The following is a 12,397-nucleotide window of genomic DNA, read 5'->3' as shown; positions in this document are numbered from 1 at the left end:
GCGCCTCTTCTGTTAGCTCGGGTGGGGCGCCGTTGTTGGCCATGTTGTGTTACTTTTCCACCCCCCCCCCCCCGCCCGCCGCCGGGGGGGGGGGGGGGGGCCCCCCCCCCGGCCCCCCCCCACGCCCCTCATCCAATGGCCCGGCCCCTGTGTACCTGCCGGCGGACGCCTTCCCCGCGTGCTCCCGTCGTCCGCCGGCACTCAGGGCCGGGCGACCGTGCCGAACCGGATCTCGTACCCCTCGCCGGGGTGCATGACCGTGAGCATCCGCTCCCCCTCCGCGGCGACCTCGTCCCGCCGCGCCTTCGTGAGCCGGCCGAAGGGTTCGACGGTCAGCGCGCCCTCCTCCAGCTTCCACAGACCGGCCGTGAAACCGTCGACGAGCAGGGTGCGGTAGGCCTGGTTGCCCCGCCAGGTCCGTCCCTTGAGATCCGTGGGAACGACCCGGGAGCGGTCCGCGTGGGACAGCAGCAGATTGTCGAACTCGGGCAGGAAGCGCGGCGGGGCGGGGGTGTCCGGATCGGGCCGGGGCGCGTCGGGAAGGTCGAACAGTTCGACCCCGTTCTCGTCACGGAACACCGTCAGAGCGGGCCGGAGCCGTTCGAAGACCTCGCGGAGCCGGGTCAGCCCGGCCCAGGTCTGCATGTCCTTGACCGAGGCGGGGCCGAAGGCGGCGAGATAGCGCAGCACGGCCGCGTCGGGCTCGGGCGCGGGTCCGGCGGGGCGGCCCAGCCAGTGTTCGGCGGTGGTGAGGGCGACCTGGCCGCTGCGGCCCCACACACCGCGCGGGGTGACCTGGACGAGCGGCAGGGTGCAGCGGGCCGCGACGGAGAGGGCGAACGGGTCGGCGTCCGGCCAGTGGGCGAGCAGCGCCTCGCGGAGCTGCTTCATGGTGCGGGGCTCGGCCTCCACCAGCTCGCGGCTGATCGTGGCGAGCCGGTCCAGGTCGACGCCGGTGAGCCCCTTGCGGAAGTGGACCAGCTCCCGGTCGCGGGCGGCCTGGACCAGCGGACGCAGGGTGAGGGCGTCGTCGGCGGTGTGCGTGTGGATGGTGGAGCGCAGGGTGACGATCCGGACGACGTCGCGCGCCTCCATGGCCGCCGACAGCTGCCCGGGCCGAAAGCCGTCGAGGCGGGCCGCGAGGGCGTAGTACGGCGGCTTCACGTTCTGCGCCTGGAGGCCGAGCAGGTGCTCGACGGCGGCCGTCACGGGCGACGGGGAGCGGCGCAGCAGGAGCTGACGGTCGAGGGTCGCGCGGTTGAGGGCGCGGGTGCCGAGCACGGGGGCCGCCGCGGTCGTCTTCGTCATACCCGCACGCTAGCGCCGCTCGCGGACACCTTCTGTCCGCAACTCTCACCCGATCCCCGCCCGGTCCGCGGCACACGGACCGTATGCCCCGTATATCCTGCTCGGAGATCGCGCAGACGTTCGTCCGACCCTGGAGGCAGCCGCGATGTCCGAGCGACGCGCCCGCCCCGCTTCGGAGAACCGGCGGGACGCGGGAAACACGGACGGGTCCGCGGAAGCGACGGGTCCCGGAGCCTCCGGCGCTCCGCGGGGCGCGAAGGCGGCGCGGAAGCCGCTCTGGCGGCGCGCGCTGGCTCCGCCGTCCGCGCCGCCCCCTCGGCGCACGGCGCCGCGGGAGGCGCCTCCCGCGCACGAGCCCTCCGAGGTCGTCAGCGTCGTCCAGTCCGCGCTGTACCGCGACGGGGTACGGGTGTCGACGCCCGGGTCGCTGGCCGAGACCTTCCGGGAACTGCGCGAGCAGCGGGACGGCATGGCGTGGATCGGCCTGGCCCGTCCGACGGCGGCCGAACTCCATTCCCTGGCCGCCGAGTTCGACCTGCATCCGCTGGCCGTCGAGGACGCGATGGAGGCGCATCAGCGGCCGAAGCTGGAGCGGTACGGCGACACGCTCTTCGTCGTCCTGAGCGCAGCCCGCTATCTGGACGCGGCCGAGGAGGTCGACTTCGGCGAGCTGCACGTGTTCGTGGGACCGGACTTCGTGATCACGGTCCGGCACGGCGCGGCTCCGGACCTGTCGGCGGTGCGCCGCCGCATGGAAGGCAGCCCGGAACTGCTGAGGCTCGGTCCGGAGGCGGTCCTCTACGCGATCCTCGACTCCGTCGTCGACGGTTACGTCCCGGTGGTCTCCGGCGTCCAGAACGACATCGACGAGATCGAGACCGAGGTCTTCCGCGGCGACCCCGCGGTGTCCCGCCGCATCTACGAACTGTCCCGCGAGATGGTCGAGTTCCAGCGCGCCACCCGCCCGCTGGTCGGCATGCTGCACAGCCTGATGGCCGGCTTCGCCAAGTACCGCACGGACGAGGAACTCCAGCGCTACCTCCGCGATGTCGCCGACCACGTCACGCACACCAGCGAGCGGGTCGACGGTTTCCGCCAGGCCCTCGCCGACATCCTCACCGTCAACGCCACCCTCGTGACCCAGCAGCAGAACGCCGAGATGCGGGCATTGGCGGAGGCGGGCTTCGAGCAGAACGAGGAGATCAAGAAGATCTCCAGCTGGGCCGCCATCCTCTTCGCGCCCACCCTGGTCGGGACGATCTACGGCATGAATTTCAGTCACATGCCGGAGCTGCACTGGGTGTTCGGGTATCCCTTCGCGATCGTTCTGATGGCGGTGGTCTGTACGAGTCTGTACATCATCTTCAAACGGCGCGACTGGCTCTGAGGCCGCCGCGGGAGCGCCGCCCGCGGACGAAGGGCGCCGTGACCGCCCCGTCAGGGCCGCCTCCTCCCCCCGTCCCCAACTCTCGTGGCGTCTCGCCGAGATGCACCAGCAACGGTTCCGCTTTCGTCGAACTTGGCTCTACAGAAGGCCTGTTGGGACTCTCCGATCGCTACCGCGTACAAACTGGGCCCGGATTGAGGCGAGTTGTCGGAGGGCTCGATGGCGCCAAAGCGTCCGCGAGTGGTCGCGGACCTGTGGGAACCGGCACCAAATCTTGAGCACAAATTCCACACATCCCCCTCTCCATACCGGCCCCGATGGTCTAGATTGACCGTGCTTCAGCTGTTCGGACACGAGGCGACCGGTAATGATCTATAGGTCCGGCGCCGCGGATGCCAGCATGGGCGTTCTCGGCACCAGACTTGGGGGTGATCGGTTCCTGGAGTCCGCGAGGGGGCTCGGGTGCGGGGAGCACCCGGGGTTTCGACGGGTTCCCGGACACCTCGAGCGCCGGCGGGACATTCAGGTCCGCCGCCGCCAGGGTGGGTTGTTCTCGTGGGTCCGCAACAGCCGGGTGTCATGAGCGGGAGGCCTAGCCTCCCGGGGGGAGGAACAGCGCGGCGCGGGAGGCGGGGGCCTCCCGGGGGGAGGAACGGCGCGGCGCGGCGCGGGGGGCGGGGGTGCCTCCCGGGCGACAAACAGTGTTAGGCGAACACGTCGAACCACTGGAACCTGGGGGGTTCTGTGCGGCAAGGGGGACTAGTACGCCCGTTTCCGTCTGCGCGCGGGCGTCTGACGGACGAGGCGATCAACCAGCCTGCGACCGATTGGGAGCAGCGGTACCGCCGTACCGTCATCACCAGCGACACGGTGGCCACCGCTTTCGTGGTGGCGGGGATCGGCAACTTCTTCGGGGCCCGGGACGCGGCCAACTGGCACGAGAAGTGGGGGATACTCGCGTTCGGCACCGAGCTGCTGGTGCTGGGGGCGCTGTGGGTGAGCCGGGCGTGGGCTCCGGCCGTTCTCGGCCAGGGGGCCGAGGAGTTCCGTCGGCTCGGACGCTCGCTGTTCACCGCGACCGTCGTGCTGGCGCTCGGCGGGATCGCCCTGACCTCGCGCAACATCAAGCTCTGGATCTTCGTCGCGATCCCCGCGATCGCGCTCGTCACCATGACCGTGCGGTACCTGCTGCGCCTGTGGCTGCACAAGCAGCGGAAGGAAGGGCGCTGTCTGCGACCGGTGCTCGCCGCCGGGAGTCCGGCCACCGTGCGCGACCTGGTCACCCGGACCCGCAAGTTCCCGCACCTCGGCTGGCGGGTGGAGGCCGTGTGCACGACCGACGGTCACGGGCTCGACGGTGACCAGCTGGACGGGGTGCCGGTCGTCGGCCGGCTGGCGGACGTCGCGGGCCACGTCCACCGGGACGGCTACCGCGTCGTCGCGGTCACACCGGACCCACACTGGTCACCGGACAAGCTGCAGCGGCTCGCCTGGAACCTCGAGGGCAGCGACGCCGAGATGGTCGTGGCGCCCGTGCTGATGGAGGTGGCCGGCCCGCGGCTGCACGTCGACGCGGTGCTCGGGATCCCGCTGCTGCGGGTCAGCATGCCGACCTTCACCGGGGGCCGCCGCGCGGTCAAGGTGGTCGTCGACCGGCTGGGCGCGGCACTGCTGCTGGTGCTGTTCGCACCGCTGATGGTGCTCGTCGGGCTGCTCGTGATGCTGGACAGCCGGGGCGGGGCGTTCTACCGCCAGCGCCGGGTGGGCAAGAACGGCCGCGAGTTCACGATTCTCAAGTTCCGCACCATGGTCTCGGGGGCCCACAAGGCGCGTGCGGAGCTGGCCGGCCTCGACGAGGGCGCCGGCCTGTTGTTCAAGGTCCGCCGGGATCCACGAGTGACCCGGGTGGGAGCGGTGCTGCGCCGGTACTCGATCGACGAGCTCCCGCAGCTCTTCAACGTGCTCACCGGATCGATGTCGCTCGTCGGTCCGCGGCCTCCGTTACCGGAGGAGTCCGCCGCGTACGGCCCGGACATCCGGCGGCGGCTGCTGGTCAAGCCCGGACTCACCGGTCTGTGGCAGATCAGCGGACGCAGCGACCTGTCGTGGGAGGAGGCGGTGCGGCTGGACCTGCGGTACGTGGAGGACTGGTCGCTCGCCCTGGACACGGTGATCCTGTGGAAGACGCTGCGTGCGGTGCTGTACGGGCAGGGGGCCTACTGATGCGCCGAGGGCGCTGTGGGGCAGGGGCGCGGACGGCAGGCCGCAAGGGCCTGCCCCGGGGGAGGAACGGGTCATGAAGGTCAGCGTTTTCGGGCTCGGCTACGTGGGCTGCGTGTCGGCCGCGTGCCTGGCCGGCAAGGGCCACGAGGTCATCGGCGTGGACGTCAACCAGGTGAAGGTCGACCTGGTCAACGACGGCAAGGCCCCGGTGGTCGAGGAGGGGATCGGCGAGCTCGTCGCCGGCGTCGTGGAGAGCGGGGCCTTACGCGCCACCACCGACGTCCGTGACGCGATCGCGAACAGTGAGGTGTCGCTGATCTGCGTGGGCACGCCGTCGGAGCCCAACGGCAGTCTGTGCACCACGTACTTGGAGCGGGTCACCGAGGAGATCGGTGCCGCGCTGGCCGAGCGGGGCGGGCGGCACACCGTCGTGTTCCGCAGCACCATGCTCCCGGGCACCTGTCTGAACCTGCTGGTGCCGATCCTGGAGAAGTACGTCGGCGGCACGGCCGGGGTGGACGTCGGGGTCGCGGTCAACCCGGAGTTCCTGCGCGAGGGCACGAGCGTGCGGGACTTCTTCGACCCGCCCAAGACCGTCATCGGCGAGCTCGACGCCGCGAGCGGCGATGTGGTGGCGGCGCTGTACGAGGGCCTGCCCGGCGAGGTGTTCCGGGTGCCGGTCCCGGTGGCCGAGGCGATCAAGTACGCGGACAACGCGTTCCACGGCCTCAAGATCGGCTTCGCGAACGAGCTGGGCTCGGTGTGCCAGGCGCTCGGGGTGGACTCGCACCAGGTGATCGACGTGTTCCTGGCCGACCGCAAGCTGAACATCAGCCCCGCCTATCTGCGGCCCGGCTTCGCCTTCGGCGGCTCGTGCCTCCCCAAGGACCTGCGCAGCCTGGTCCACGCGGCACAGCGGGCCGACGTCTCGGTGCCCATCCTGTCCCATGTACTGCCCTCCAACTCCGACCATCTGCAGCGTGCGGTGGAGCTGGTCGAACGCACCGGCAAGCGCAAGGTGGGCCTGTTCGGGCTCTCCTTCAAGCCGGGCACCGACGACCTCCGCGAGAGCCCGCTCGTCGAGCTGGCGGAGCGGCTCTTCGGCAAGGGCTACGACCTTCGGATCCACGACGCCAACGTCAGCCTCTCCCGGCTGCTCGGCGCGAACCGCGAGTACATCGAGACCCGGCTGCCGCACCTCGCGCAGCTGCTCGCCGACTCCGTCGACGAGGTGCTGGAGCACGCCGAGGTGTGCCTGGTCGGTACCAAGGATCCGGCAGTCCTGTCGGCTCTGCCCCACGGTGACGGCCCGTTGATCGTCGACCTCGTCCGCCTTCCCGACGCGGATACGCGCCGGACCGAACCGGGATACATGGGCCTTGCCTGGTAAATCGACCAGCGGTGACCGGCACGGCCGGCGCGCGCTGATCCTCGTGGAAAACCTGTCGGTGCCGTTCGACCGGCGGGTGTGGCAGGAATGCACGACGCTGCGCGACGCGGGCTGGACGGTGCACGTCATCTGCCCTCAGGGCACGAAGCGGGACACGGAACCGGAGGCCGAGATCGACGGGGTGCGGATCCACCGCTACCCGTTGCGCGCGGCCACCGGAGGACCGGCCGGCTACCTGCGGGAGTACGGGTCGGCGCTGTGGCACACCATGAGGCTGGCCCGGAAGATCGGGCCGGTCCACGTGGTGCACGCCTGCAATCCGCCCGACCTGCTGTTCCTGCCGGCACGGTGGCTGAAGCGGCGCGGAGCGCGGTTCGTCTTCGACCAGCACGACCTGGTGCCCGAGCTGTACCTCTCCCGGTTCGACCGCGGCGAGGACCTGCTCTACCGCGGCGTGTGCGCGCTGGAACGGATGACCTACCGGGCCGCGGACGTCGTGCTCGCCACCAACGAGAGCTACAAGGACACCGCGGTGCGCCGTGGCGGACGGCGGCCCGAGGACGTCTTCGTGGTGCGCAGTGCGCCCGACATCGACCGGTTCCATCCCGTGCCGCCGGAGCCGGAGTTGAAGCGCGGCAAGCCCCATCTGCTGTGCTACCTCGGTGTCATGGGCCCGCAGGACGGTGTCGACTACGCCTTGCGGGCGCTGGCGAAGCTGCGCGACGAGGTCGGACGGACCGACTGGCACGCGGTGTTCGTCGGCGGTGGCGACACCTTCGACGCGATGGTGGAGCTGTCCCGGGAGCTCGGGCTCTCGGAGCAGGTCCAGTTCACCGGGCGCATCCCGGACGCCGATCTGGTGCGCTACCTGTCCACCGCGGACGTGTGCCTCTCCCCCGACCCGCACAATCCGCTCAACGACGTGTCGACCATGAACAAGGTCCTCGAGTACATGGTGATGGGCCGGCCGATCGTCTCGTTCGAGCTGCGGGAGGCGCGCGTCTCCGCCGGTGACGCCGCCGTGTACGCGCCCGCCAACGACGAGTCCGAGTTCGCGAGGCTCGTCGCGCAGCTCATGGACGATCCGGAGAAGCGGGCCCTGATGGGCAAGATCGGCCAGGAGCGGATCAGCGGGCCGCTCTCCTGGCGGAACTCGCAGGCCTCGCTGCTCGCCGCCTACGCCGCCGCCTGCGGTGACGACGCCCCGGCGTCGGCGGGCGAGTCGGACCGTGCCCAGGGCGGAGGCCGCACCCTTGAACGATGACACGATACGCCTGGTCACGGTCGGGCGGATCATCCGACGGCGCTGGCGGCTGCTCACCGTGCTCGCCCTGGTGGGTGCGCTCGTCGGGTACGGCGCTTCCCTGCTGTTCCCCGCGCAGTACACGACGTCGGCGTCGGTACTGCTGCCGGGGGCGTGGGAGGAGCGCGAACTGCTGACCCAGCAGGAGATCGCGACCAGTTCGGTCGTGGTCGACCAGGCGGCCGGCACGCTCCACTGGTCCGGGGTCTCCAAGAGCGAGCTGCGCAAGCGGGTGAGCGCCAAGACCTCCGACGGGAACATCATCGAGATCTCGGGCACGGCCGACACCCCGGAGCGTGCGCAGCAGCTCTCCGACGCGGTGGCCCAGCAGTTCGTCGCCTTCGCCGCGCGGGTCGTGGACGACAACAGCGACCCCGAGGCCGCGGCGCAGCGCGAGGCGCTCCAGCAGACCGTGACGCAGACCAGCCGCCGCATCACGCAGCTGGCCGACGCCGCCGATCCGGGCAAGACCGTGGAGGGCGTGCAGGCCCGTACGGAGCTGGAGAAGCTGCGTACGACGCTGCAGGAAGCCATCACCAAGCTGAACCAGTCCGACCCGGCCGCCAACAAGGCCCACATGGTCGTCATGGGGCCGGCGGCCCGGCCGACCGGAGAGGCACCGCCGACACGGACGCAGCTCATCGCCGCCGGGGCGCTGCTGCTGTTCCTGCTCGGGGTCATCGGCCATCTCACCGCGGCCCGGATGAGCCGCCGGCTGCGCACCCAGCCGGAGATCGCCGCGGCACTGGGCTCGACGCTGCTGGGCACCGTCGACGTGGCCGGATCCCGGCCCGCGCACCGGCCGGAAGGACGCGGCCCGCGGGCCGGGATCCGGCGGCTGCTGGGTGTCGACGTCCGCTGGGACGTACCGGCCCCGCAGGTGTACGCCGACGAGGCCGGCCGGCAGATCCGCTACCGGCGGGTGTGCGCCCGGCTTCGGGACCAACTGCCCTCCCCCCGGCGGCTGCTGGCCGTCGTGCCGGACGGCGACGAGATCGCCCGCCGGGCCGCCGTGGAGCTCGTCGCCGAGGCGGGCGGCGATCCTCTGCTGCGGGTGGTGGGGGTCTCGGCGTCCCAGCCGCTGGTCCCGGACCGCGGCAGCGAGTCCGGTGCCCTGGTCGTACTGAGCGCGGGCAGCTGGACCGCGGCAGAACTCTCCGGCATCGCCGAGGCGTGTGCGGACGCCCGGCACGAGATCGTCGGCGTCGTCCTCGCCGGCACGGTCCGGGCCCTTCCGGCCCGATCCGCCGGCCGCCCCCGGGACACCGCCACGCCGGTGCTCGCGGTGGGCCATGACGCGAAGGGAAGTTCAGGGTGACGACGAGTACGACGCCGGAGTCGTCGGCCGCCGCTCCGCTGGTGGACCTGCAGGCACTGGTGGTGGCGGTACGCAGACGGCGCCGTTTCTGGTGCTCCGCGGGGCTGCTCGGGCTCCTCGTGGGCACCGCGGTGGCGATCCTGATGCCGGCGCCTCCGACCGCGGTGACCAAGGTGCTGGTCGCGCACCAGGAGGACCAGCCGAACGACCCCGGAACACTGATCCGCACCGACGTGGCGCTGCTGCAGACCACGCGGATCGCCGACCAGGCCCTCAAGTCCCTCCACTCTCCGGAGAAGCCGGAGGACTTCATGAAGGAGTACTCGGGTGCCGGGCTGACCAACAACCTGCTGCAGATCACGGTGACGGGTGACAGCGACGCGGACGCGGAGGCCCGCGCCAAGGCGCTGGCCGACGCGTTCGTCGCGGACCATGTGAAGCGGATCAAGGATGCCGCGAACGCCGAGGCCAAGGCCCTGCTCGACCAGCGTGACCGCATGCAGGGCGAACTCGCCCAGGTCAACAAGGCGATCGGGGACGGATCGGCGCAGACCGGGCCGACGGCGTCGGCGGACCTGGAGTCCCTCTTCGCCCGCCGGGCCGAACTCACCTCGCGCATCACCGATTTCAGCCAGCGCGCCGCGGACGCGCGCATCGGTACACCGCAGCTCGTCGCCGGCACACAGATCGTGGACACCCCGAGCGCGATGCGCGGCTCGCTGCCGAAGGCCGCCGCCACCAACGGCGCGGTCGGCCTCGTCCTCGGCCTGGTCCTCGGCCTGGCCGTGGCCGCGGTCGGCTCGGTGGTCGCGGACCGTCCCGTGCTGCGCCGGGACATCGCGTCGAACCTCGGCGCCTCGGTCATCACGGAACTCCCCCGCCGCAGGGGCAGGCTGTGGCGGCGGCGCCGGATCCGGGCGGCCCGCGAACGGCTCACCACGTCCCTGGCCCGTACCGCGCGCGGCTCCGCGGAACCGGTGTCGCTGCTCGAACTGGGCTGCGCGCGCAGCACGAGCGTGATCGCCCTGGACCTCGCCCGGGCCCTGGCGGCCGACGGGCCGGTGGTCGTCGTCGACGGTCTGCCCGGCCCGCAGCTCGCAAGGCGCCGGGCGAAGCCGGGAGACCCGACGGTGGTCGGCGGCGGCAGCGCCCCGGCCGTACCGCACCAGGAGCGCCGGATCGGCGTCGGCTCGGTGGCGCCCGGTACGGCGTGGACCGACCTGCAGTACCTCGGCACCCGGACCGTGCTCGTCGTGCGGGCCGGGCACGGCAGCGCCGCGTGGCTGCACACCGTGGCCCGGCAGCTCGCGGACCAGCGCATCGCGGTCATCGGTGTGGTGCTGATCGACCCCGATCCGCGGGACCGGACCGACGGCACGCTGTGGAACGGGCTGGGCACCGCGCTGCGCGGCCAGAACGACCGTCCGGCCCGGCAGAGCGGGACCGACCGACCGCGGACGGAGCGGCAGCCGATCTGGGCGGCACGGGTCCCGGACAGCGACCAGGAGGCGCGGTAGCACATGTGTGGCATCGCAGGCACGTACCGGTGGCCGGACGGGAAGGCCGTGGCCGACCGGCTCACCGAAACCCTCGCCCACCGCGGGCCGGACGGGGCCGGCCGTTACAGTCACCCCGCCGGTGACGGCGAAGTGCACCTCGGGCACCGCCGACTGGCCATCATCGACCTGTCCGAGACGGGCGCCCAGCCGATGGTCTCGGGCGGCCTCGTCCTGACGTACAACGGCGAGCTGTACAACGCGCCCGAGCTGCGTGCCGAGTTGGAGGGCGCCGGGGTGCGCTTCCGCGGCACCTCCGACACGGAGGTGCTGCTGGAGGCCTGGCGGCGCTGGGGCACGGACTGTCTGCCCCGGCTGCGCGGCATGTTCGCGTTCGGGATCTTCGACGAGCGAACCGGTGAACTGGTGCTCGCCCGAGACCAGTTGGGCATCAAGCCGCTGTTCCTGCTGCGGCGCGGCGCGGGCCTGGTGTTCGCCTCGGAGCTCAAGGCGCTGGCCGCCGTGACCGGCGGCTCGCTGGAGGTGGACCACGCCGCGCTGGTGGCCTCGCTGCTGTACTACTGGGTGCCGGACTCGCGGTGCGCGTTCCGCGAGGCGGAGAAGCTGCCGCCGGGGAGCTGGATGCGGTTCCGGCCGGACGGCCGGGTGGAACGCGGCCGGTACTGGAATCTGAGGGACGTCGCCGCCGAGGGCCGGGAGCGGGCCCGCGACGGCGAGCGGCCGGATGTCGCCGCGATCGTCGAGGAGTCGACCCGGCGTCATCTGCTCTCCGACGTCCCCGTGGCGACCTTCCTGTCCGGCGGTCTCGACTCCAGCTATCTGACCGCGCTGGCGGCCCGCGAGCGGCCCGGGATCTCCGCCTACACGATCGGCTTCCGCGCCGAGGACGCCAAGTTCGAGGCGATGCCGGACGACCTGCGCTACGCCCGGCAGGTGGCCGAGCAGTTCGGTGTCGACCTGCACGAGATCGAGATCGCCCCGAACGTGCTCGACCTGCTGCCGCAGATGACGTACCACCTGGACGAGCCGATCGGCGATCCCGCCGCGATCAACACGTTCCTGATCTGCTCGGCCGCCCGGGAGGCCGGGGTCAAGGTGATGCTCTCGGGGATGGGTGCCGACGAGCTGTTCGCCGGGTACCGCAAGCACCTGGCCAACCTGATCGCGCTGCGCTACCAGCGGGTCCCGCGGCCCCTGCGGCGCGGGCTGTCCGCGGCCGTGGACCGGCTGCCGGTCGCCTCGGCCCGCCGGGGCTACCGGTCGGTGCGCTTCGCCAAGCGGTTCCTGTCCTTCGCGGACCTGCCGGAGGAGACCGCGTTCCGGCGCAGTTACACCATGTACGACCAGGACGAGCTGCTCGCCCTGATCGATCCGGACCTGGCCGGGACGGTCGAGGACGTGCTCACCGAGCACGCCGACGTCTACGAGGACAACGACCTCGACGACTTCGTCAACCGCATGTGCCTGGGCGACGCCCGGATGTTCCTGCCGGGCCTGAACCTCGCGTACACGGACCGCTCCAGCATGGCCGCGTCGACCGAGGTGCGGGTGCCGTACGTGGACGTCGAGGTGGTCAGGGCGGCGTTCACCGTGCCCGGCGACCGCAAGATCGTGGGCCGGCAGGGCAAGGTGGTCCTCAAGGAGGCGGCCGCCTCGGTCCTGCCCCGGGAGATCGTGTACCGGCCCAAGGGCCTGTTCAGCGCCCCGCTGCGGGCCTGGATGAGCCGGGATCTGGCGCCGCTGGTGCGCGAGGTGGTGAACGACGGCGAGCTCGTCCGTTCGGGGCTCCTGCGCCGTGACGCCCTGGCGCGCATGGTCGCCGAGGACGCCGCCGGACAGCGGGACTTCTCCAAACACCTGTGGCACGTGCTGACCCTCGAGTACTGGTACCGCGGCGCGACCTCCCGGGCCGGCCAGGACTCGCCCGTGACGGCGTAGAGACAGACGAGAC

General features: G+C 71.8%; 8 protein-coding genes. 7 read left to right on the top strand and 1 reads right to left on the bottom strand.

From position 1 onward, the window contains the following. Window positions 1-201 precede the first annotated feature (201 nt). On the bottom strand, window positions 202-1,308 hold the full coding sequence (locus ACH4S8_RS15375) for a winged helix DNA-binding domain-containing protein (RefSeq protein WP_398393940.1): 1,107 nt from the start codon (window positions 1,306-1,308) through the stop codon (window positions 202-204). A 145-nt stretch (window positions 1,309-1,453) separates the two neighbouring features. On the opposite strand from ACH4S8_RS15375, the gene ACH4S8_RS15370 reads away from it, so the two are divergent. The 7 genes from ACH4S8_RS15370 to asnB all read left to right on the top strand — a co-directional run bounded on the left by ACH4S8_RS15370 (window position 1,454) and on the right by asnB (window position 12,384). Continuing rightward, entirely contained in the window at window positions 1,454-2,695 is a 1,242-nt protein-coding gene (locus ACH4S8_RS15370; protein WP_398393938.1) for a magnesium and cobalt transport protein CorA, read from the top strand. 744 nt (window positions 2,696-3,439) lie between these two features. Then, window positions 3,440-4,918: a sugar transferase gene (locus tag ACH4S8_RS15365; protein WP_398393936.1), complete on the top strand. Its 1,479-nt coding sequence runs from the start codon at window positions 3,440-3,442 to the stop codon at window positions 4,916-4,918. Window positions 4,919-4,991: 73 nt separating this feature from the next. After that, window positions 4,992-6,308: a nucleotide sugar dehydrogenase gene (locus tag ACH4S8_RS15360; protein ID WP_398393934.1), complete on the top strand. Its 1,317-nt coding sequence runs from the start codon at window positions 4,992-4,994 to the stop codon at window positions 6,306-6,308. Continuing rightward, complete coding sequence (locus tag ACH4S8_RS15355) at window positions 6,298-7,572, top strand: glycosyltransferase family 4 protein (protein WP_398393932.1); 1,275 nt, start codon at window positions 6,298-6,300, stop codon at window positions 7,570-7,572. The genes ACH4S8_RS15360 and ACH4S8_RS15355 overlap by 11 nt, the downstream gene beginning before the upstream one ends. Then, window positions 7,562-8,929 (top strand): polysaccharide biosynthesis protein, encoded by a 1,368-nt coding sequence (locus ACH4S8_RS15350; protein WP_398393930.1) that lies wholly within the window; start codon window positions 7,562-7,564, stop codon window positions 8,927-8,929. Before ACH4S8_RS15355 ends, ACH4S8_RS15350 begins: the two co-directional genes overlap by 11 nt. Beyond that, on the top strand, window positions 8,926-10,446 hold the full coding sequence (locus tag ACH4S8_RS15345; RefSeq protein WP_398393928.1) for a Wzz/FepE/Etk N-terminal domain-containing protein: 1,521 nt from the start codon (window positions 8,926-8,928) through the stop codon (window positions 10,444-10,446). The genes ACH4S8_RS15350 and ACH4S8_RS15345 overlap by 4 nt, the downstream gene beginning before the upstream one ends. A gap of 3 nt (window positions 10,447-10,449) precedes the next feature. Then, entirely contained in the window at window positions 10,450-12,384 is a 1,935-nt protein-coding gene (gene asnB, locus ACH4S8_RS15340; protein ID WP_398393926.1) for an asparagine synthase (glutamine-hydrolyzing), read from the top strand. Window positions 12,385-12,397 lie beyond the last annotated feature (13 nt).

The sequence above is a fragment of the Streptomyces sp. NPDC021080 genome, from assembly GCF_044333225.1.
GTDB lineage: Bacteria > Actinomycetota > Actinomycetes > Streptomycetales > Streptomycetaceae > Streptomyces.
This window is presented reverse-complemented; position numbering and strand designations above follow the sequence as displayed.

Coding starts and splice junctions, on each gene's coding strand:
- ACH4S8_RS15375 (WP_398393940.1), bottom strand. CDS start 1,308: ATGACGAAGACGACCGCGGCGGCCCCCGTGCTCGGCACCCGCGCCCTC.
- ACH4S8_RS15370 (WP_398393938.1), top strand. CDS start 1,454: ATGTCCGAGCGACGCGCCCGCCCCGCTTCGGAGAACCGGCGGGACGCG.
- ACH4S8_RS15360 (WP_398393934.1), top strand. CDS start 4,992: ATGAAGGTCAGCGTTTTCGGGCTCGGCTACGTGGGCTGCGTGTCGGCC.
- asnB (WP_398393926.1), top strand. CDS start 10,450: ATGTGTGGCATCGCAGGCACGTACCGGTGGCCGGACGGGAAGGCCGTG.